This window comes from Allobosea sp. 05L423 (genome assembly GCF_056397745.1).
Window position 1 is genome coordinate 278,806 of record NZ_JBFTOA010000001.1, and the last position, 20,005, is coordinate 298,810.

General features: G+C 66.0%; 22 protein-coding genes, 1 tRNA gene and 1 pseudogene. 17 read left to right on the plus strand and 7 right to left on the minus strand.

Annotated features, from left to right (window positions below):
- Positions 1 to 94 precede the first annotated feature (94 nt).
- The 4 genes from rpoD (at position 95) to AC1DNE_RS01400 (ending at position 4,020) form a co-directional block, all read left to right on the plus strand.
- Complete coding sequence (gene rpoD, locus AC1DNE_RS01385; protein WP_441469760.1) at positions 95 to 2,107, plus strand: RNA polymerase sigma factor RpoD; 2,013 nt, start codon at positions 95 to 97, stop codon at positions 2,105 to 2,107.
- 222 nt (positions 2,108 to 2,329) lie between these two features.
- Positions 2,330 to 2,890, plus strand: a complete 561-nt coding sequence (locus tag AC1DNE_RS01390; protein WP_476765090.1) for a hypothetical protein — start codon at positions 2,330 to 2,332, stop codon at positions 2,888 to 2,890.
- 85 nt (positions 2,891 to 2,975) lie between these two features.
- Complete coding sequence (locus AC1DNE_RS01395; protein WP_476765091.1) at positions 2,976 to 3,587, plus strand: LysE family translocator; 612 nt, start codon at positions 2,976 to 2,978, stop codon at positions 3,585 to 3,587.
- A 7-nt stretch (positions 3,588 to 3,594) separates the two neighbouring features.
- A complete protein-coding gene (locus AC1DNE_RS01400) occupies positions 3,595 to 4,020 on the plus strand; it encodes a secondary thiamine-phosphate synthase enzyme YjbQ (RefSeq protein WP_476765092.1) in 426 nt (141 codons plus the stop codon).
- Positions 4,021 to 4,025: 5 nt separating this feature from the next.
- On the opposite strand, the gene AC1DNE_RS01405 is transcribed toward AC1DNE_RS01400, so the two are convergent.
- On the minus strand, positions 4,026 to 4,277 hold the full coding sequence (locus AC1DNE_RS01405) for a DUF2798 domain-containing protein (RefSeq protein ID WP_476765093.1): 252 nt from the start codon (positions 4,275 to 4,277) through the stop codon (positions 4,026 to 4,028).
- Between the two features lie 150 nt (positions 4,278 to 4,427).
- Entirely contained in the window at positions 4,428 to 4,745 is a 318-nt protein-coding gene (locus AC1DNE_RS01410) for a hypothetical protein (RefSeq protein WP_476765094.1), read from the minus strand.
- Between the two features lie 205 nt (positions 4,746 to 4,950).
- Between AC1DNE_RS01410 and AC1DNE_RS01415 the strand changes: the two genes are divergently transcribed.
- The gene (locus AC1DNE_RS01415; RefSeq protein WP_441470032.1) at positions 4,951 to 5,238 is read left to right on the plus strand and encodes an HlyU family transcriptional regulator; all 288 of its coding nucleotides are present in this window, start codon (positions 4,951 to 4,953) and stop codon (positions 5,236 to 5,238) included.
- A gap of 28 nt (positions 5,239 to 5,266) precedes the next feature.
- Here the strand turns inward: AC1DNE_RS01415 and AC1DNE_RS01420 are convergent, their stop codons facing one another.
- Together AC1DNE_RS01420 and AC1DNE_RS01425 are read right to left on the minus strand one after the other, a co-directional pair.
- On the minus strand, positions 5,267 to 5,506 hold the full coding sequence (locus tag AC1DNE_RS01420) for a ketopantoate reductase C-terminal domain-containing protein (RefSeq protein WP_476765095.1): 240 nt from the start codon (positions 5,504 to 5,506) through the stop codon (positions 5,267 to 5,269).
- Between the two features lie 91 nt (positions 5,507 to 5,597).
- A pseudogene (locus AC1DNE_RS01425) lies at positions 5,598 to 6,284 on the minus strand (2-dehydropantoate 2-reductase N-terminal domain-containing protein); the annotation flags it as partial.
- Between the two features lie 180 nt (positions 6,285 to 6,464).
- Between AC1DNE_RS01425 and AC1DNE_RS01430 the strand changes: the two are divergent.
- Positions 6,465 to 7,712 (plus strand): MFS transporter, encoded by a 1,248-nt coding sequence (locus AC1DNE_RS01430; RefSeq protein WP_441469753.1) that lies wholly within the window; start codon positions 6,465 to 6,467, stop codon positions 7,710 to 7,712.
- Here the strand turns inward: AC1DNE_RS01430 and AC1DNE_RS01435 are convergent.
- Entirely contained in the window at positions 7,685 to 8,107 is a 423-nt protein-coding gene (locus AC1DNE_RS01435) for a VOC family protein (RefSeq protein ID WP_476765096.1), read from the minus strand. The genes AC1DNE_RS01430 and AC1DNE_RS01435 overlap by 28 nt on opposite strands.
- A 48-nt stretch (positions 8,108 to 8,155) precedes the next feature.
- Between AC1DNE_RS01435 and AC1DNE_RS01440 the strand changes: the two genes are divergently transcribed.
- The 5 genes from AC1DNE_RS01440 to AC1DNE_RS01460 all read left to right on the plus strand — a co-directional run bounded on the left by AC1DNE_RS01440 (position 8,156) and on the right by AC1DNE_RS01460 (position 12,326).
- Positions 8,156 to 8,275 carry a hypothetical protein gene (locus tag AC1DNE_RS01440; RefSeq protein WP_476765097.1) on the plus strand — a complete coding sequence of 40 codons (120 nt, stop codon included), beginning with the start codon at positions 8,156 to 8,158 and terminating at the stop codon, positions 8,273 to 8,275.
- Positions 8,250 to 8,660, plus strand: coding sequence for an acyl-CoA thioesterase (locus tag AC1DNE_RS01445; protein ID WP_476765098.1), 411 nt, complete (start codon positions 8,250 to 8,252; stop codon positions 8,658 to 8,660). Before AC1DNE_RS01440 ends, AC1DNE_RS01445 begins: the two co-directional genes overlap by 26 nt.
- A gap of 311 nt (positions 8,661 to 8,971) precedes the next feature.
- Positions 8,972 to 11,380 (plus strand): methyl-accepting chemotaxis protein, encoded by a 2,409-nt coding sequence (locus tag AC1DNE_RS01450; RefSeq protein WP_441469750.1) that lies wholly within the window; start codon positions 8,972 to 8,974, stop codon positions 11,378 to 11,380.
- A 112-nt stretch (positions 11,381 to 11,492) separates the two neighbouring features.
- A tRNA-Ile gene (locus tag AC1DNE_RS01455) sits at positions 11,493 to 11,568 on the plus strand.
- A gap of 383 nt (positions 11,569 to 11,951) precedes the next feature.
- On the plus strand, positions 11,952 to 12,326 hold the full coding sequence (locus AC1DNE_RS01460) for a VOC family protein (RefSeq protein WP_476765099.1): 375 nt from the start codon (positions 11,952 to 11,954) through the stop codon (positions 12,324 to 12,326).
- An 892-nt stretch (positions 12,327 to 13,218) separates the two neighbouring features.
- On the opposite strand, the gene AC1DNE_RS01465 is transcribed toward AC1DNE_RS01460, so the two are convergent.
- Positions 13,219 to 13,413 (minus strand): hypothetical protein, encoded by a 195-nt coding sequence (locus AC1DNE_RS01465; RefSeq protein ID WP_476840889.1) that lies wholly within the window; start codon positions 13,411 to 13,413, stop codon positions 13,219 to 13,221.
- Positions 13,414 to 13,698: 285 nt separating this feature from the next.
- Between AC1DNE_RS01465 and AC1DNE_RS01470 the strand changes: the two genes are divergently transcribed.
- Together AC1DNE_RS01470 and AC1DNE_RS01475 are read left to right on the plus strand one after the other, a co-directional pair.
- Entirely contained in the window at positions 13,699 to 14,556 is an 858-nt protein-coding gene (locus AC1DNE_RS01470; protein ID WP_476840890.1) for a LysR substrate-binding domain-containing protein, read from the plus strand.
- A gap of 130 nt (positions 14,557 to 14,686) precedes the next feature.
- Positions 14,687 to 16,087: an amidohydrolase family protein gene (locus tag AC1DNE_RS01475; RefSeq protein WP_476840891.1), complete on the plus strand. Its 1,401-nt coding sequence runs from the start codon at positions 14,687 to 14,689 to the stop codon at positions 16,085 to 16,087.
- Between the two features lie 100 nt (positions 16,088 to 16,187).
- Here AC1DNE_RS01475 and AC1DNE_RS01480 read toward each other — a convergent pair whose 3' ends face one another.
- Positions 16,188 to 16,934, minus strand: coding sequence for a superoxide dismutase (locus tag AC1DNE_RS01480; protein WP_441469745.1), 747 nt, complete (start codon positions 16,932 to 16,934; stop codon positions 16,188 to 16,190).
- Positions 16,935 to 17,205: 271 nt separating this feature from the next.
- Here AC1DNE_RS01480 and AC1DNE_RS01485 point away from each other — a divergent pair, with 271 nt between their 5' ends.
- The 4 genes from AC1DNE_RS01485 (at position 17,206) to AC1DNE_RS01500 (ending at position 19,999) form a co-directional block, all read left to right on the plus strand.
- Positions 17,206 to 18,708 (plus strand): methyl-accepting chemotaxis protein, encoded by a 1,503-nt coding sequence (locus tag AC1DNE_RS01485; protein WP_441469744.1) that lies wholly within the window; start codon positions 17,206 to 17,208, stop codon positions 18,706 to 18,708.
- 53 nt (positions 18,709 to 18,761) lie between these two features.
- On the plus strand, positions 18,762 to 19,229 hold the full coding sequence (locus AC1DNE_RS01490; protein WP_441469743.1) for a response regulator: 468 nt from the start codon (positions 18,762 to 18,764) through the stop codon (positions 19,227 to 19,229).
- Between the two features lie 99 nt (positions 19,230 to 19,328).
- Entirely contained in the window at positions 19,329 to 19,634 is a 306-nt protein-coding gene (locus AC1DNE_RS01495) for an STAS domain-containing protein (protein WP_441469742.1), read from the plus strand.
- A 5-nt stretch (positions 19,635 to 19,639) separates the two neighbouring features.
- Positions 19,640 to 19,999, plus strand: a complete 360-nt coding sequence (locus AC1DNE_RS01500; RefSeq protein ID WP_265054221.1) for a response regulator — start codon at positions 19,640 to 19,642, stop codon at positions 19,997 to 19,999.
- Positions 20,000 to 20,005 lie beyond the last annotated feature (6 nt).

Genomic DNA, 20,005 nt, shown 5'->3' on the forward strand with positions numbered 1-20,005 from the left:
TGAGCGCGCCGGGCCTGCGGTCGCGCCGCCCTTTTATGCGTCGGTATATGACTTTTCTGGTCATGGCCGGCGCGCGAGTGCGGAGCGCTGATTGATGGCGACGAAAGCGAGCGAACGGGAAAAGACCGATCAGGTCGCGCCGGATGCCCCCCCGACTACCGACGGCCCGTTGCTCGATCTGACCGATCAGGCCGTAAGGCGGATGATCAAGCTCGCGAAGAAGCGCGGCTATGTCACCTATGACGAACTGAACGAAGTGCTGCCCTCGGAGGAGTTCTCCTCCGAGCAGATCGAGGACGTGCTCGGCCAGCTCAGCGAGCAGGGCATCAACGTCGTCGACAACGAGGATCCGGAAGCGGCAGGCGAGGAACGCGCCAACCGCAAGGATGCCGCCGGCGGCGACGACGACGAGGTTGAAGGCGGCGATCTGGTCGAGGCATCGCGCCAGACGCTTCCGACCGAGACCAAGCGCAACCTCGAGCCGACCGAGCGCACCGACGACCCGGTGCGCATGTATCTGCGCGAGATGGGCTCGGTGGAGCTTCTCTCCCGCGAGGGCGAGATCGCCATCGCCAAGCGCATCGAGGCCGGCCGCGAGGCGATGATCGCGGGTCTCTGCGAGAGCCCGCTGACCTTCCAGGCCATCATCATCTGGCGCGACGAGCTCGTCGACGGCAAGGTGCTGCTGCGCGACATCATCGATCTCGAAGCGACCTATGCCGGCCCGGACGGCAAGAACCCGGCCGTCCCCGGCGAGGAGGAGGGCGAGGAAGGCGAGCAGGCTGAGGCCGCCGAGGGCGAAGCTCCGCCCGAGATGGACGACGACGACATCGAGAACAACGTGTCGCTTTCGGCCATGGAGGCCGAGATCAAGCCGCGCGTCCTGGAGACGTTCAACGCCATCGCAGACGACTACAAGAAGCTGCGTCGTCTGCAGGACCAGGACATCGCCAACCGGCTGGAGAACACCAAGCTCTCGCCGTCGCAGGACCGCAAGTACAAGAAGCTCAAGGACGACATCATCACCGCGGTGAAGTCGCTCTCGCTCAACAACAACCGCATCGAGGCGCTGGTCGAGCAGCTCTACGACATCAACAAGCGCCTGATCGGCCATGAGACGCGCCTGCTGCGCCTCGCTGAGAGCTATGGCGTCGGCCGCGAGGACTTCCTCAAGCAGCATGTCGGCGGCGAGCTCGATCCGAAATGGCTGCTGCGCGTCTCCAAGCTCGGCTCGCGCGGCTGGAAGGAATTCGTCGCCTCGGAGAAGGACCGGATCAAGGACCTGCGCGAGGAGGTGCACACGCTCGCCTCCGAGACCGGCCTGGAGATCCAGGAATTCCGCAAGATCGTGCTGATGGTCCAGAAGGGTGAGCGCGAGGCCCGGCAGGCGAAGAAGGAGATGATCGAGGCCAATCTGCGTCTCGTGATCTCGATCGCCAAGAAGTACACGAACCGCGGCCTGCAGTTCCTCGACCTGATCCAGGAAGGCAATATCGGCCTGATGAAGGCGGTCGATAAGTTCGAGTACCGCCGGGGTTATAAGTTCTCGACCTATGCGACCTGGTGGATCCGGCAGGCGATCACCCGCTCGATCGCCGACCAGGCCCGCACGATCCGCATCCCCGTCCACATGATCGAGACGATCAACAAGATCGTGCGAACCTCGCGCCAGATGCTGCACGAGATCGGCCGCGAGCCGACCCCGGAGGAGCTGGCCGAGAAGCTGGCCATGCCGCTGGAGAAGGTGCGCAAGGTCCTGAAGATCGCCAAGGAGCCGATCTCTCTGGAAACGCCGATCGGCGACGAGGAAGACAGCCATCTCGGCGACTTCATCGAGGACAAGAACGCGATCCTGCCGATCGACGCGGCGATCCAGTCGAATCTGCGCGAGACGACGACCCGCGTGCTGGCCTCGCTCACCCCGCGCGAGGAGCGCGTGCTGCGCATGCGCTTCGGCATCGGCATGAACACCGACCACACCCTCGAAGAGGTCGGCCAGCAGTTCAGCGTCACCCGCGAGCGCATCCGCCAGATCGAGGCGAAGGCGCTCAGGAAGCTGAAGCATCCGAGCCGCTCGCGGAAGCTCCGGAGCTTCCTCGACAACTGATCGCGAGCAGGCCGGCGGCGACGCCTGCCGATCGAGAACGGGGCCCGCTTCCATGCTTTGGAGGCGGGCTTTTCTTTTGGCGCGCGCTGAAGCCAGCGCCAGATCGGTCCTCCTGCGAATGCAGGATGCGGCCGGGCCGGCGGCTGGTCAGTCTGCCGCCGCTCGACGATCTGGCGGTCGGTCGGTCATCGACATCGCTGCCTTGCGCTCAGGAGGTTGCCCGTGCTTCCGTTCAGCTACGATGCCCTTGCCGAGCGCTTCGCCACGATCCGCCCCTGGGCGAAGAACGCGATCGGCGACGCCACCAATCGCTGCGCCATCTGCATGGGCTACACGCTGCGCCTGACGCCGTCGCAGGACGACGCGACGATCCAGACCATCATGAATGCGGATATCAGCGCATCCTTCCAGGGCGCTCCGCCGCTGGCGGGCGGGCCTCGCCCGGGAGTGCTGCCCGGCTCGGGGAGACCGCTCGGCGGCCTGAGCCAGCTCCTCTTCATCCGCGCTTCGGAGTTGCTTCCGCGTGTTCAGCGGGCGTATGGCCCGGCCGATATCGAGGGCGTCTGCAAGGATGTCACCCCCAAGGTGCTCGGCCGGAAGGGCGTGCTCTATCTGGAGAACTGCTACCAGACGAGCGGCGACAAGAGGCGTTCCTTTCTGTTCTTTCAATGGACGAATGGCGACCATTGGGACCTGTTCGAGGGCACCACCATCATCGCGCAGGAGGAAAAACTGGCTGGCAACAGGCATACCGGCCAGCTCTATTTCTGGCAGGCGCGCTGACGCGCCTGATGTCATCGCGGGCCGGCGCGACTTGATCTTCCGGGCGAGAGAGGGCCTCCTGCGCCTCCCAGCCGCCGGAGGCGCCATGTCCCCAGAATTCCTGCTGACCTCGCTGATCATCGTCGCTTCGCCGGGAACGGGGGCGATCTACACCATTGCCGCTGGCCTCACGCGCGGCAGCCGAGCGAGCGTGCTCGCGGCTATCGCCTGCACGATCGGGATCGTGCCGCATCTGATCGCGGCGATGATGGGCATCGCGGCGCTGCTGCACGCCAGCGCGCTCGCCTTCGCCATCGTGAAATATGCCGGCGTCGCCTATCTGCTCTACATGGCCTGGCAGACGCTCAGGGAGCATGGCGCGCTCAAGGTCGAAACCAAGGCGGATGCGCGCTCGGCCTGGCTCGTGCTGCGCGACGGGCTGGCCATCAACCTGCTCAACCCCAAGCTCTCGATCTTCTTCGTCGCCTTCCTGCCGCAGTTCATCGCGGCCGACGAAGCCAGTCCGATGGGGCGTATGCTGGAGCTCTCGGGCGTGTTCATGGCGATGACCTTCATCGTCTTCGCGCTCTATGGGCTCTTCGCCGCGGCGATGCGCGACAAGGTCATCGGCCGCCCGGCGGTGATGGCGTGGCTCAGGCGCAGCTTCGCTGCCGCCTTCGTCGCGCTCGGCGCCAAGCTCGCGCTCACCGAGCGTTGAAATCGGAATGCCGCGCCAGACGATCCTGACGATCGATACGCACGGGGCCGGGCTCTACGAGTTCACCGACCGCGCCGTGGCTTTCGTGCGCGCCGGCGGGGAGACGAGCGGGCTGCTGACGCTGTTCGTACGGCACACCTCCTGCTCCCTGCTGATCCAGGAAAATGCCGACCCCGACGTGCGGCAGGATCTCGACACCTTCTTTCGCCGGCTGGTGCCGGCCGCGGATGATCCGGCGATGGCGTATCTCGTCCATCGCGCCGAGGGGCCCGACGACATGCCCGCCCATATCAAGGCGGCGCTGACGCCGGTTTCCCTCTCGGTTCCGGTGATGGGCGGGCGGCTCGCGCTCGGCACCTGGCAGGGCATCTATCTCTTCGAGCACCGGGCCAGGCCGCATCGGCGCGAGGTCGCACTGCACCTCGGCGCGTAGCGGGTTCAGGCCGGCGGAGCCACAACCAGCGCGACGAGGCGCCGGACCACGGGCAGCACCAGCAGCAGGGTCGGGAAGGCGACGATCCAGGACAGGGCCCAGGAGCCGGGCCAGGTCTGCAGGAATTCGGCCGTCGGGCCCAGCGCCTTCAGCGTCGAGATACCCGAGACGACGAAGGTCATCAGCACGGACAGGAAGAATGGCATGGCCACCCCGGCGTAGCGGGCAGGGAGGCGGCGGAAAACAAGGCGAGGCATCAGTCAGGCTTTCGCAAGTGGCAGGCCGTTCGGGAGCACCCGATCCGGCCATGAGCCGGTTGGGTGCGTTGCCTGACGTGAGACGCTTACGAACGGGAACGAAGCCCGATGGCGGCTCCATAGTCGATTGACATGGCGCTGCCAAGCCGTCTACCGCGCCACGAAAATGTCCGGGGCGGGCAAGGGCTCCCAGGATTCGCCGGCGCCAACGAGACAGCTGATGCCGGTGGGCGCGGTGGCGAGGAGGGTCCAGGTGCCGGCGGGGCCGACATAGAGCTCGAACAGCATGCCGCTCTCGGTCAAACCACTCCCGACCATGCGCTCGCCGAAAGTCTCGCGGAGCTTTCCGGCAACATGGGCGCGTTCGGCACAAGGCCGCTCCGGCGGCGCAGGCTGCTGGGCGAGGGCGCGGGGCGCAAATGCCACGCCGGCCAATCCAGCGATCACCAGGACCTTGATCAACGTCACGGCCACCTCCCTGTCCGGAGGCGGCCGCCTGGGCGGCACGACGACGGCAAGTCTTGCGACCGCCCAGAACAGATTTGATGTGGGAAGTCGGTACGGTCGTTCAAGCGCCCGAGGCAGCGCGGCGGGCCAGTTTCGGCGAGCCGAAACAGTGCTCCCCTTGGCGCTGCTCCTGTCCTATATCAGCGGCAAGCAATCCGGAGGTGCCATGTCTTTCTTCAAATCCCTGTTCGGCGGTCGCAAGGCCGCGGAGGAGAAGCCGGCCGGCCCGGTCAAGAGCATCGAGCACAACGGCTTCACCATTCACGCGACGCCCTATCAGGAGGGCGGCCAGTACCAGCTCTGCGGCGTCATCGAGAAGGTGATCGAGGGCGAGACGAAGAGCCATCGCTTCATCCGCGCCGACCGCTTCCCGGGGCAGGCCGAAGCCGCAGACTTCACGCTGATAAAGGGCCAGCAGATCGTCGACATGGAAGGCGAACGAATCTTCCGCTGAGCACTGGCCCCGGCGCAACCGAGGCGCGCTATTTGCCCGGGGCCCGCCGCAGCGCTTGCAGAAGCTGGTCTGCGGTCCATGGGGACCGTGGGCTTTGCGCTTCGGCATCATGGACGAGTTCGCAGAGCCGGGCATTGACGGGGGCGGTTTGTCCGAGCCCTGCCGCCAGCCTGACCACCTCGCCATTGATCCAGTCGATTTCGGTGAGGCGGCCGGCCGCGAGGTCTTCGGCCATCGAGGAGCGCGCGCTCGGGTCGATGGCAAGCATGCGCCGCGCCAGCACGCGGAAGGCGAGGTCGGGCCATTCGAGCAGGGCGGGGATCCCGCGCGGGCAATGGCGTAAGCCGCGCGGGTTCGATGCCCGCCTTGTCCAGAAGCGAAAGCGCCTCGCGCTGTGCCGCGGCGAGGCAGCGCCGAAAGCCGCGCTGCGACAGTTCCTGCTTCAGCGGTTGGCCCGCCAGCGCATTGATGGCGTTGTTGAGGTTGAGCAGGAGCTTGGCCCACTGAACGGAGCGCATGTCGACCGGTCGCGTCAGCGTCAGGCCGGCGCGGCCGAAAATCGCGAGGCGTTGGTCGGCATCGCCGCCGGCCTGAACATAGAGGTGCCCTTCCGAAGCCTGATGGAACCGACCCGGTTCCTTCGAGACGACGTTGAACGGCACCATGCCGTCGAGGACGGTGCGATCGCCCAGGGCTTCCCGGAGCAGGGCGCCGTTGCCGAGGCCGTTCTGGAAGCTGACGATGGCGGCGGCAGGCGGCAGCGCCCCTGCCAGATCACGAGCGGCCACGGCCGTGCCGCCCGATTTGACGGTGACGAGCACGAGATCGGCATCGGACGCCATGGTGGCGTCCGGGCCGAAGACGATCGCCTCGGGCGGCACATGCCAGCTGCGGCCGTCATAGTGTGAGACGGTCAGGCCCTCGCGCGTCAGCACCTCGCCGATGGCGGGGCGCCCGACGAAGCGGACATCGCCGCCGGCGGCGAGGAGGCGCCCACCGAGATAGCAGCCGATCAGGCCGGCGCCGTAGATGCAGATCCTCGTCATGTCCCGCGCTCCCGCCGCTTCGGTGTTCCGTCAAAGAGCGGGGTCGTCAAGCGCAGTCGGCAGGCCGATCCTGCCGCGGTCGCGCGGCCGCCCTGCCTCCGGCGCGCTTGTCCGGGGCATCCCAGTCGCTAAAGCTGCCGGGAGAAGAGTCATCTCCAAACAGGTGGCCGCCGAGGAAACATGTCCCATTCTGCCGACCGCTACCAACCCGATTCTCCTTACGCCTGGCTGCGCCTTGCCGTCGCGCTGGTGATCGGCACCGTCGCCTGCGTTGGCTCCTGGTCGGTCGTGGTGGTGCTGCCGGCGATGCAGGGCGAGTTCGAGACGCTGCGCGCCGGCGCCTCGCTGCCCTACACCTTCGCCATGCTCGGCTTCGGCGCCGGCAACATCATCATGGGCCGTGTCGCGGATCGCTACGGCATCATGGTGCCGATCATCGCCGGCGCCTTTCTGCTCGCGGCCGGCTACACCGCGGCGGGGCTGTCGCATTCGCTCTGGCAGTTCGCGCTGGCGCATGGGCTGCTGATCGGGATGGGCAGCGCGGCGGGCTTCTCGCCGCTGATCTCCGACCTGTCGCACTGGTTCCGCCGCCATCGCGGGCTCGCCGTGGTCTGCGGCGCCTCGGGCAGCTATCTCGCCGGCGTGGTCTGGCCGCAGGTCATCACCTGGGGGCTGGCCCATCATGGCTGGCGCGCGACCCATTTCGGCATCGCCGTCGTGGCGCTGGTGGTGATGCTGCCGCTGGCTCCGTTCTTCCGACGCCAGCCCACGGCCGCGACGCTGGCCGCCGCGGAGGCGCACAGCGCCGGGGCGCGCGGGGATCTCGGGCTGAGTGCCAACCAGCTCCAGCTCCTGCTCTGCGTCGCCGGTTTCGCCTGCTGCGTCGCGATGGCGATGCCGCAGGTGCATATCGTCGCCTACTGCGGCGATCTCGGATACGGCGTCGCCCGCGGCGCCGAAATGCTGTCGCTGATGATGCTGCTCGGCATCATCAGCCGCATCGGCTCGGGCTTTGTCGCGGATCGGATCGGCGGAGCGGCGACGCTGGCGCTGGGCTCGCTGATGCAGGGCGTCGCCCTCTTCCTCTATCTCTGGTTCGACGGTCTGCAATCGCTCTACGTCGTCAGCGGCATCTTCGGCCTGTTCCAGGGCGGCATCGTGCCGATGTACGCTGTCGTCATCCGCGAATACCTGCCGGCCAAGCAGGCGGGCGTGCGGATCGGCATCGTCATGTCGGTGACGGTGCTCGGCATGGCGGTTGGCGGCTATCTGTCGGGTGTGATCTTCGACTATTTCAGCTCCTACCGGATGGCCTTCCTCAACGGCCTCGCCTGGAACCTCGTCAATCTGAGCGTGGTCTGCTGGCTGATGCTGCGGTCGCGGCGGCCTGCGCCGCCGGCTCAGCTCGCCGGCGAGGCGGGGCGGTAGGTGCCGAAGCACCAGATATGGCCTTCCGGGTCCTTGCAGATGAAATCCCGGCTGCCATAGGGCTGGTCTGTGGGGCCCATGCAGATCTCGGCGCCGGCCTTGCGGGCGCGCTCGCAGCGCGCGTCGATGTCGTCGGTCGCAATGTAGGGCGAGGCGGTGGTGCCGCCGAGCTCGGCCGGGCGCGAGACCAGCTTGCCGAACGCGTTGTTGTCGGACGAGCCGAGCATCACGAAGCTCGCACCCATGCGCAATTCGCCGTGGAGCAGCGTCCTGCCATCGTCCGAATAGTAGGCGGCGTGCTTCTCGAAGCCGAACGCCTCGATCAGCCAGTCATACATGCGCTGCGCATCGGCGTAGCGCAGCGAGATGCAGATCATCGGCTCCGGCGTGGACATTGGCGGCGATCCCCTTCGGTGAAACCTCGGTGACTGTCGCTGGTAACTTTGCGCGAAGCAAAGGGGGCCAGGGCGCTTGCCTGTCGCGGGGCGCCTCGCCATCATCGCCGGGCGGATCTCCGCCAAGCCTTGCAGGATGCCCATGACCAAAGCCGACCATCGCCATGACAACGATCCGCGCGGCACGCTGACGGTGCGGACCATTGCCATGCCCGGCGACACCAACGCCAATGGCGACATCTTCGGCGGCTGGGTGATGTCGCGGATGGACCAGGCCGGCGGCATCGCCGGTGTCGACCAGGCGCAGGGGCGCGTGGTCACGGTCGCGGTGGATGCGATGACCTTCATCCACCCTGTGAAGGTCGGTGACGTACTGAGCGTCTACACGGAGATCGAGTCGATCGGCCGGACCTCGATGAAGATCCATGTCGAGGCCTGGGCCAAGCGCTTCCGCACGACCCTGCACGAGAAGGTCACCGACGCGACCTTCACCTTCGTCGCGATCGACGAGGAGGGCCGGCCGCGCCCGGTGCCGAAACCGGCCAAGGATTGAGCGCGCCGCAATTCCTAACGGGGCGTGAAGCCGCCCCCGAACGATGTGATTCAAAAGAATCCATTTAAACCGTTCTTTAAGCGCGTCCGGACGATGCTGCGCCACGACAGACCGGGGAAGACCCGGCCGGGGGAATTCATGTCCGTTCGATGCCGCATGCGGGTCCAGTCGCCTGGCCGTTGCCAGGGGAGGGAGGGGATTCCCATGGCCACGGCGCTACCGGTTCGGCACCTCCCGGCTGTGCCCCGGCAAGCATTCGTTTTCCCTTGAGTTCTTCGTTCAGCGTTGCGTGATATCCGGAGTACGACTTCATGACGAAAGCCAAGCCCGCGCGTGAGGGCAAGCCGTTGCGGATCGGCATTGCGGCACGGATCTATGCAGCACTCGGCATGATGACGGCCCTGACCCTCGTCTCGTCCTCGGTTGCATGGTTCTCCTACAATCGCGTCGACCAGACGGTCGACGATCTCGTCGGCAAGAAAATGCCGGTCGTGGAGCTCGCGCTGGAGCTGTCGCAGGCCGCGACCCAGTCGACCGCGTTGGCGGCGCGCTTCAGCGAAATCGAGACTGTCCAGCAGCGCTCCGCCCTGACGGGTGATCTCGACAAGGTCGAAGCCCGGCAGATCGACCTGCTGCGCCGCATCGGCGAGCAGGGTCAGGTCGACAAGGCGAAGGCACAGGCCGCGATCGACACGCTGTCGCGCCAGATCAACGACATCAACGACCTGACCGGAGACCGGCTGCGCAACGTCTCCGAACAGGGCGAGGCGCTGGACAAGCTCTCGAAGGCACGCGAAGGCTTCACTGCGCTCGCCGATTTCGAGACGGGCGATGCGCAGTTCAACGTCAAGATGAACATCGCCAGCGCGACGCAGCTCACGGGCAAAGAGGTCGAGGAGGCGCTGTCCAGCATCATCGACAAGGACCTGGCGGCGCTGCAGACGGCGCAGGCGCTTCAGCTCCAGGTCAGCGAGTTGGTCGGGTTGCTGCGCGAGATTTCGCAGATCGAGAGCCCCGAGAAGCTCGAGAACGCAAAGGCGCGCTTCAAGGCGATCCTCGGCCAGGTTCGCGGCTTCCTCGCCGCGGCAGACAAGATCCAGGCCAATCCGGCACGCGCCCAGGCCGTCAACGCCGTGATCGATCTCGGCGAGGGGCAGAGCGGGCTGATCGCGATCCGCGAGCGCGATCTCGCTACCCGCAGCGCGATCGATGCCGGTCTCAAGCAGACCCATGTCGCGGCCGAAGCGGTCCGCGCCCAGGTCGGCGAACTGGTCAGCACGGCGCGCAGCGAGGCCGTGGCTTCGGGCGATGCCAGCGGGGCGCTGATCGACCAGAGCAAGCTCTGGCTCGGTGGCATCGGGCTCGGCTCGCTGCTGATCGCGCTGGCGCTGTCGCTGTTCTATGTCCGGCCGATGATCGTCGGACGCCTCAATCGGCTTTGGGCTGCCACGAGGGCGATTGCCGACGGTGCGCTGGAGACTGCGGTCGACACCAAGGGCAATGACGAGATCTCCGACATCTCGAAGAGCGTGCTGCTCTTCCGCGACAATGCGGTGGCACTGCGCGCCGCCGAGGCCGCCAAGATCGAGGACCAGGCCCGGGCGCAGGAGCAGCGCCGGCAGATGATGCAGGAGCTGGGCGAGGCCTTCGGCGTGGTGGTGGCTGCGGCTGCGGCCGGCGACTTCAGCCAGCGCGTCGCGGCTCAGTTCGCCGATGCCGAGCTCAATGCGCTCGCCGGCTCGGTCAACACCCTGCTGGAGACGGTCCGGACCGGTCTGTCCGAGACCTGCGAGGTTCTGGCGGAGCTTTCGGCCGGGCATCTCTCGGCCCGCATCGAGGGGCTCTATCAGGGCGCCTTCGCCGAGCTCAAGGACGGCACCAATGCGCTGGCCGACGAGTTCGAAAGCACGCTGGCGCGTCTTGCCGAAACGGTTTCGGCCGTGCGCAGCGCCACGAGCGAGATCCTTGACGGCGTGACCGATCTCGCCGAGCGCACCAGCGAGGAGAGCAACGCCGTCTCGATGGCCACCAACCAGCTCGGCGCCTTCGCCGGCACGGTCAAGAAGACCGCAAGCGAGGCGGCCCAGGCCACCGGCATGGCGCAGGGTGCAGAGCAGCGTGCGCAGCAGGGCGAGAAGGTCGTCGCCTCCGCGCTCGAAGCGATGCAGCGCATCCGCCAGTCCTCGAGCAAGATCTCCGAGGTTATCGCGATGATCGACGAGATCGCCTTCCAGACCAACCTGCTTGCGCTCAATGCGGCCGTCGAGGCGGCGCGCGCCGGCGATGCCGGCAAGGGCTTCGCGGTCGTTGCCACCGAGGTGCGCAGCCTTGCCAAGCGCTCGGCCGATGCCTCGAACGACGTCAAGAAGCTGGTCGAGGCCGCGCATGGCGACGTCAAGGTCGGCGTGGGCCTCGTCGAGGAGACATCCGCCATGTTCGGCGCGATCGTCTCCTCGGTGAACGAGCTGACCGGGCTGATGAACGGCATCTCGCAGACCGCGCGCAACCAGGCGACTGACGTCTCGGCCATCAACACCGAGATCGACGGCATCGGCACGATGGCGCATCAGAACGCGGCGCTGGTCGAGGAGACCAATGCAGCGCTGGCGCTGACCGACGAGCAGACCCGAGCGCTGACCGAGCACATCGCTCGCTTCACCTTCCGCGAGGGGCACGCAGCCGGGCATCACGACAAGCCGGCCATGGCGAGCGCTGCCTGAACTCCAAGGCGCTGACAAGACGAAGGCCCTGCGCACTGCGCAGGGCCTTTTCCGTTTCAAAGTGGTCGCTAGCGCCTTGCTTGCCGGCCTCGGGCGGTGCTAGGCGAGTGATGGGCCGGTAGCTCAATGGTTAGAGCTCGCTGCTCATAACAGCGCCGGTGCCGGTTCGAGTCCGGCCCGGCCCACCAATTATCCTGTAAGTTATTGAATTTATTTTGATGTCTTTTCCGCGCGACGCCAGCCGGGCATTGGAGGCGTCGGAAGGCAGGCGCAACTGCGTTCACTGCAAGTGCCGGCCAGTCAAACAGGGCTGATGTCAGAGCCCGAACTGGGTCGGAAGCGGAGATTGGTTCGGTGTCTGTGAGCGGACATTCGGCTTGCAGTAATCGCTGCATCTTCAGAGGTGGGTAGGTGCGGGGCTTGCTCCCAACCCTGCGGAAGTGCCTTGTGACGGACTGATCATTTCTCAAAGACCGCACAGGGCAGCTGACGATCATCGGTTTTTATTCGCGGTCAGCCGCTCGTCTCTACGCTCGATTATCTCGCACAGGCCCTCTTTGGAGATAAAGATATGTTCACTCATGTCATGATCGGCAGCAACGACCTGGAGCGTGCTAGAGATTTCTACGACGCCACATTCGCCGCGTTAGGAGGCGAGCCTGGCGAGATAGATGCCAGAGGCAGGCTGATCTATGCCCACAAGGGCGGTCGGCTGATGATCACGAAGCCGATCGACGGCAATCCAGCGACCGCGGCCAACGGTGGGACTATTGGTATCGCCGCTGCGAGCCGTGACCATGTTCTCGCGTGGCATAAAGCCGGCGCCACGCACGGTGGGACGGCGATCGAGAGCCCGCCGAGCGAGCGCCCGAACGGAGCCTTCGTCGCCTACCTTCGCGATCCGGACGGAAACAAGCTCAGCGCGCGCTCTCAACCGACGAAGTAACACAATTGGCAGCAGCCGCTCCGAAGATCATCTCGCTTTTCGGGAAATTCGCCGGCAAGCGGACGGTCCAATCTCGGTCTCTCCTTTCGGGTCAATCGGCCCGTCAGGAAGCGGACCTCCCCGCAGTCACAGATGGGTCGATAGCGGTCGGAGAATCACCGGCCTGCATGTGAGTGACCAAATGCGGTCAAGCGTTGGCTAGACCGTACGAAGCGTTGACGGGGAATCTGCCCGTCAGCGGCCTCGACGCAACTACACCTCTCAGATACCGCGGAGGTCGCGTCGCTTAGCGGCAAATGACGGCTTTGTTTTGCTCAGTCATGGTGCATATGTCCACTCGTCGCTCTTCGCGAGGGAGTGGCCGATAGGTGCGCATGCTGTCGCGAGTGATCAAGACTGCGGCGCTCTGCTGAGGCGGGACATAGGTTGCGCACCCAGCAAGGAAGGCGCAGCATGCGGTAACGGCAAGCATCTTCATGCTGTTTCTCCCAGTGCGGCTTACAGATTGAACTCTACCACCAGATGCTTGACAACGGCGTTGATTTCACAAGATGCCCGGCCTTCGAAGGGGCCGGCCTTTATCGTTTGGCTGGAACGTCCTGGACGTGTCGAGAGCTGATTATCAGCAAAGCTGACGAAGCTGGCCCGCGACGTGAATCCCGGACTAAGCGAATTCCGAACGTGGACGTGGGAAAGAAGCTGGCCGAAAGGCCAGCAAAGTCGCAGCGGCTGCAGCTTTCCTGCTCAAGCTTAAATTATTGATCTTGTTTGGGTAAGGTGCTCCGGCGCGGCCCACCAATCCTCGCGGGGCGTCATCGGCTTTGGGCTCTCCAGCCGGAGACCGCCACAAGCTGATGCTCGGTCCAGCGCACAGGGCGGCAGCTGCTCGGCTTCAGTGACCGGGTGTTCGGGAATACTCTTCGTCTGGAATTGGCCAGTCTCGGGACCGGCCGAAGTCTTCGAGGTCCGCCGCGAGCTTCTTCATCTTGTCGCCCTCGTCATGACGGTCGGCAAGATAATGAACCATCATGAGCCGGCGGGCCTCCTTCAGCTTCCTGAGCCACGCCTCCCGCTCGTCTCCAGCCATCCCAGGACCTCTCATCCTTGATCGCGAATGGGGTAGATGTCCGTCCTCGCCAATCCAAAGCGCGCATGTTTCCGTGGGAATTGGCCGAGGGGCGAGTGCTTCGGCCGCGTAGCTTGCCGCAGGATACGCCAAAAGCGACGGCAACGCCCTAGGCTTGGATGAGCACTGCTTCGGCGTTGACAGCTCCGGCGGCTTCGCCAACCCTGCAATCGGCCTGCCGCCTGGGCGGCGCTCGCCCCTCAAGGTCCTGGACAAGCGGCCCATGACGTGCCTCGCGGTGGGCGAATGAATCGCTATCCGATGTTCAATCCACAGCTGCTGCTCAGCTTCGTCGCGGTATGCGAAACGCTGAGCTTCACCCGCGCTGCCGATCGCGTGTCCCTTTCGCAATCGACCGTCAGCCAGCAGGTCCGGCGGTTGGAGGAGCTGCTCGGCAAGCCGCTGCTGGAGCGATCCTCGCATCAGGTCGAATTGACCGAGGAGGGCGGGAGGCTCCTGAGCTATGCCCGGCGCATCATTGCCCTCAACGAGGAGGCGCATGATGCGCTGACCGGCTTCTGGCGCGACGGCGTATTGCGGCTCGGCATGCCCGAGGACTTCACGGTGCCGACGGTCGATCTGCTGGCGGCGTTCAGCCGCGAGCAGCCGCATTTGCGGCTCGACGTCACCAGCGGCCTCAGCGCCGATCTGCGCAGCGCCTATGATCGCGAAGAGCTGGATCTGATCCTGGTCAAGCAGCGCCGCCGCCAGCCGCCCCGGGCCGCCCGGCCGGAGCCATTGCTGTGGCTCGACAGCAGGGCCCATCCGGCGATCGAGCGCGCGCCGGTGTCGCTGGCCGTGTTTCCGCTCAACGGGCTCTACCGCGAGGAGCTTTGCGAGGCGCTCGACGGCCTCGGCATTCGCTGGCGCGTCAGCTACAGCAGCGCGAGCCTCGCGGCACTTGCCGCCGCATCGGCGGCCGGGCTGGGCGTGACCCTGCTGCCTGCGAGCTGCCGCTTGCCCGGCCACCGGACGCTGGGAGCAGCCGAGGGATTGCCGGAGATCACGGACTTCGAGCTTGCGCTCTACTACCGCGACAATGCCCCCGCCGCGGCCATCGTGCTGGCCGAGCGATTGGCCGATTTCTGCAAGCTGGAATGGTGACCGAGCGCGGGCTGGCGCGCAGCATTGCCGTTTCGAATAGCCAGGATTGGCAAATATCGCTGCCAAGCGGAGCTGCCCGCGCGTACATCCGGAGGAGGAAACGCAACCACCGAGGCAATGGAAAACCGCCATGGAAACCGGGCACCATCACAGCCGACGCGCCTTTCTCAGCCAGACCGGAAAAGTCACCGCCGCCTATGCGGTCGCCGGGCTGGCGAGCGGCGCCGCCCAGGCCGCTCCGGCTGCGCCCCCTCCGGCGCGTCCGATGTCCGAGGCGGGTGTCAGCAGGCTGACGGACCAGCATTACTGCCTCACCGACGTGCGGCTGGAGGACGGCTTCGAGCGCGACGGCGAGATCGTCGTGGGCACCCGCACGGCGCTGTACACGCTGGAGATCAAGGCCGGGAAGATCGCGGCGCTGCATCCGGTCGGTGCGACCCTGCCGGCCGGCGTGCCCTGCTATCGCGCCCATGGCCAGCTCGCCCTGCCGGCGATGCGCGACATGCACATCCATCTGGACAAGACCTTCTACAGCGGCCCGTGGCAGGCGCCGCGGCCGCGCCAGGGCAAGACGATCCTCGACATGATCGCGCTGGAAGAGAAGCTGTTGCCGCAGCTCCTGCCGACCTCGCAGCAGCGCGCCGAGGCGCTGATCGCCCTGCTGCAGTCGAAGGGCACGACGGTGGCGCGCAGCCATTGCAACATCGATCCGGTGAGCGGCCTCAAGAGCCTCGAGCACCTGCAGCGCGCGCTGGAAAATCATCGCGACGACTTCGTCTGCGAGATCGTCGCCTTCCCGCAGCACGGCCTGCTGCATTCGAAGGTCGACGGCCTGATGCGGGAGGCGATGAAGATGGGCGCCGCCTATGTCGGCGGGCTCGATCCGACCAATGTCGACGGGGCGATGGAGAAGTCGCTGGATGCCATGTTCCAGATCGCGCTCGACTCGGGCAAGGGCGTCGACATCCACCTGCATGAAACCAACCCGGCCGGCGTCGCTGCGATCGACTACATGATCGACACGGTCGAGAAGAATCCGGCCTTGCGCGGCAAGGTGACGATCAGCCACGCCTTCGCCCTCACCACGCTGCCCGCAGGCGCGTTGGCGGAAACCATCGGGCGCATGGCGGCGCAGCAGATGACCATCGCCTCGACCGTGCCGCTGGGAAGCCTGACGATGCCGCTGCCGCAGCTGAGCGAGAAGGGCGTGTTCGTGATGACCGGCACCGACAGCGTGATCGATCACTGGTCGCCCTTCGGCAAAGGCGACATGCTGGAGAAGGCGAACCTCTACGCGCAGCTCTACAGGGGCAGCGACGAGTTCCGGTTGTCGCGTGCCATGGCGATCGCCACGGGCGGCGTGCTGCCGCTAGACGACAGCGGCAAGCGGGCCTGGCCTAAGGCCGGCGACGAGGCTGCCTTCACGCTGGTCCCCGCCAGTTGCTCGGCCGAGGCCGTCGCCCGCCTGCCGGAGCGCAGCGCCACCTTCCATCGGGGCCGCATGGTCTACGGCAGCGTCGGGGTTGCCTGACCTCCGAGCACGTCGTTCGTTGTGATTTCCGCATGCGCGCGGCCGTCGGCGGCGCGCATGCGCTCAATGTCCGGCTTGAACCGGGCCTGTCAGCCGCCCGTCAGATCGCGAGCTTGCCGGCCTTGGCTGCGGCATAGCGCTCGTTGACCTTTGTCCAGTTCACGACGTTCCACCAGCTCTTGAGATAGTCGGCACGGCGGTTCTGGTACTTCAGGTAATAGGCGTGCTCCCAGACGTCATTGCCGAGCAGGACCATCTGCTTCTCCATGATCGGACTGTCCTGGTTGGGCTTCGCCAGCAAGGCGAGCTTGCCGTCCTTGTCGACGGTGACGAAGACCCAGCCCGAGCCGAAGACGCGCAGGCCCGCCGCCTCGAAATCGGCCTTGAACTTGTCAAAGCCGCCGAGGTCCTTGGTGATCGCCGCGGCGACGTCGCCGGTCGGCGCGCCGCCGGCCCCCGGACCCATCACCTCCCAGAACATGGTGTGGTTGGCGTGGCCGCCGCCATTGTTGCGCACGAGGGTGCGCACGCTCTCCGGCAGCTGATTGAGGTCGGCCAGCAATTCGCCGACCGAGGCCTTGGCGATGACGCCATTGTCCTTGGCGGCGTTGTTAAGCGCCGCGACATAGGCCGCATGGTGGCGGTTGTAGTGGATATCCATCGTCGTCGTGTCGATATGCGGTTCGAGCGCGTTGGGCTCATAAGCGCGCTTCGGCAGCGAGAAGGGGCCGGTGGGCGCTGCCGGGGCTGTGGCCTGTGCCCAAACCCTGGGCGCCGCGGCGGCTGCGAGAGCACCGACGCCGAGCCCGAGAACGGCACGGCGGGAGAAGACCGAAAACTCTGTCATGACGTCCTCCGATGTGAAGCTTTGTGCAGGCAGCGCTGCCGGTTGCCATCATTGAGCATTGCTTTGTCTACGTCGAAAGGTCGAGCGGGTTCCCGTGGCTGAGGCGTCTCCCGGATCTAGTAAGGGCCGCTGGCGCGCCAGCCGGCGGCAGCGATGAAGGCTCACCCCCGAGTTCCGGCGCCCTTAACGCCCGGAATGCCTTCTTAACCCGCGATTTACCGCGTTTCACTACGGTCTGGAAGGAAATCCGTCGGTTCGGGGAACGCCTCGCATGCACGCACTGGCTCTCAAGGCCGATCTGGCGACCCTGGACGAGTCGTTCAACGACGCAGCGGCGTCCGTCAGCACAGCCGACTGCCCGGTCGCAAACACGCAGACGGGCGCCGAGCGCGCGGTGCGCGAGATCGCCGATCGCTTCGGCAAGCTCAGTGCCGAGATCACCGATGTGGCCGGCCGAATTGGCGATGTGACCCAGCAATTCGAGACCCAGACCGCGGGGCTTCGGCGTGTCGTCGGGGCGGTCGAGCAGGTCTCGCGCGCCAACCATGCGATCCGGCAGTCGGCCGAGGGGGCGCAAGCTGCGGCCTCGGTGGTGCGCAGCGGGCTCGAACGCGTCGCCGGCTCGGTCAAGCTCGGCCTCAATGCCGCCCAGACGGATATCGAGACGCTCTCGGAGGAGGCGCAGTCGATGTCGCAGGCGCTGGCGCAGGCCGTCAGCGACGCGCACAAGGCGCGTGCCTCCAGCGATGCGATCCAGTCGATCACCCGCGAGATCCAGCTGCTCTCGATCAATGCCGGTGTCGAGGCGGCGCGCAGCGGCGAGGCCGGCAAGGGCTTCGCCGTCATCGCCGCCGCAGTGAAGGCGCTGGCCGAGCAGACGCGGGAAGCGACAGCGGCGAGCGCGACGCAGCTCGACCTTCTGGTCAAGGCGGTCGACGCTCTCTCCCGCCGCAGCCAGAACAATGCGCAGACGGCACAGCGTGCCCGCGAGGGCAGCCGGATGATCTCGCAGCAGGTCGGCGAGTTCGACAGCTTCGGCCGCTCGGTCGTCGAGCTGATCGGCGAGATCGAGGCGGTGTCGCGGCCGACGCGGGAGAATGCCGAGGCCTGTGCCAAGGCCGGGCAGGACCTTGCCGGGCTCGTTGCCGGGGTTGATGCGTCGACCCACACCCTGGAGCAGGCCGTCGAGCGCACCGACGCGCTGGTTACGATCAGCGAGGGCATTCTGGGCTCGATCGCCGCCTCCGGCGTGCGGACTGCGCAATCCGAACTGATCGCGACGGTGATGGAGACGGCAGCCACGATCGGAGAGCTGTTCGAGGCAGCATTGGCGCGGGGCGATGTGACGCTCGCCGATCTGTTCGACGAAGCCTATCGGCCGGTGCCAGGCTCCGATCCGGTCCAGCACATGACCCGTTTCGTTGGCCTGACCGACCGGCTGCTGCCGCCGCTGCAGGAGCAACTGCTGGGCTCGAACGGGCGGATCGTGTTCTGCGCCGCCGTCGACCGCAACGGCTTCCTGCCGACGCATAACCGCAAATACGCGCAACCGCAGGGCAGGGATGCGGCGTGGAACAATGCCAATTGCCGCAACCGGCGCATCTTCGACGACCGGACCGGGCTCGCCGCCGCGCGCAACCGCAAGCCCTTCCTGTTGCAGAGCTACAGGCGCGACATGGGCGGCGGGCAGTTCCTGGTGATGGAGGACCTGTCGGCGCCGATCCTGGTGAAGGGTCGGCACTGGGGCGGCTTCCGCATCGGGCTGAAGGTGTAGCGGTCAGTCGGGCCGTCTGTAGAGTCGAGTGAGCGAGTACCCGAGCGAGCGCCATGCATATCGCGCCATCCTTCCCGAACCTGTCGGTGCTGCTCATCGACCCGAGCCCGCACTATCGGCGGATCATCCGCACGATGCTGTACCAGACGCAGCTCAACCGCATCTTCGAGGCGCCGGACCTGTCCTCGGCCGCGACGACCTTCATTCAGAAGCAGCCCAACATCGTCATTCTGGACTGGGATCTGCCGGATGGCGGCAGCGTGAAATGCCTGGCCGCGATCCGCTCCTTCAAGACCTCGCCCTTCGCCAAGGCGCCGGTGCTGGTGATGATGGAGCGGCCCGACCGGCGCTCGATCGTCCAGGCGGCGAAGCTCGGCGCACATGAGATCATCACCAAGCCGATCTCGCCCAACAACCTCTGGCTGCATATGTCGGGCATCATCAACATGCCGCGGAAATACCGGGAGGCGAACGGCAAGATCACGCTGGTGCCCCGGGCCATCAGCAACAATATGTTCTGAGCCGGGCCGCCCGGCCGCGCAATCGTCGCGAAAGCGTCACGAGTCTTGACGGGCGTCGCGTCATTTAGCGAAGTTTTTACCAGTTTGTTGTGATGCTCCGTGGGCAATCCTGGGTCGCCCTTCATGGTCATCACCGTCTCGCTTCCGCCCTTCCTCGGTCGTTCCGAGGCTGCGACGTTCCGCAACCAGTTGCTCGTAGCGCTGGAACAGAAGGAAAGCGTCGCCGTCGAATGCGCGGAAGCCGGGCCGCTGCCGAGCCTGTGGATCCAGCTCCTTCATTCCGCAGCTGCCAGCGCTAAGGCGCGGGGGCTTTCGGTCACGCTCAAGGCGGCCTCCTCGGAATGCCGCGAATCCTTGCGGGCGATCGGCTTCGATGCCGCTCACAGCGCTCTCGTTCTGGAGTGACAGGCATGAAAATCCTGGCCATCGACGATACCAAGACCCTGCTCAGCCTGCTCAGCCTGACTCTGCGCAATGCCGGTCACGAAGTGGCGGAGGCCGAGAACGGCGAGGACGGCCTGAATAAGTTCGACCAGTTCAAGCCCGATCTCGTTATCACCGACCTCAACATGCCGATCATGGACGGCATCGAGTTCACCCGCGCCTGCCGCTCGCGGCCCGCCGGGCAGAACACGCCGATCATCGTGCTGACCACGGAGAACGGAGCCGAGATCAAGGCGGAAGGCCGCCGCGCCGGCGCCAGCGCCTGGATGGTCAAGCCTTTCGAACCCAACACGCTGCTCGGCCTCGTCGCGCGCTACCAGAACTGAAGGTCG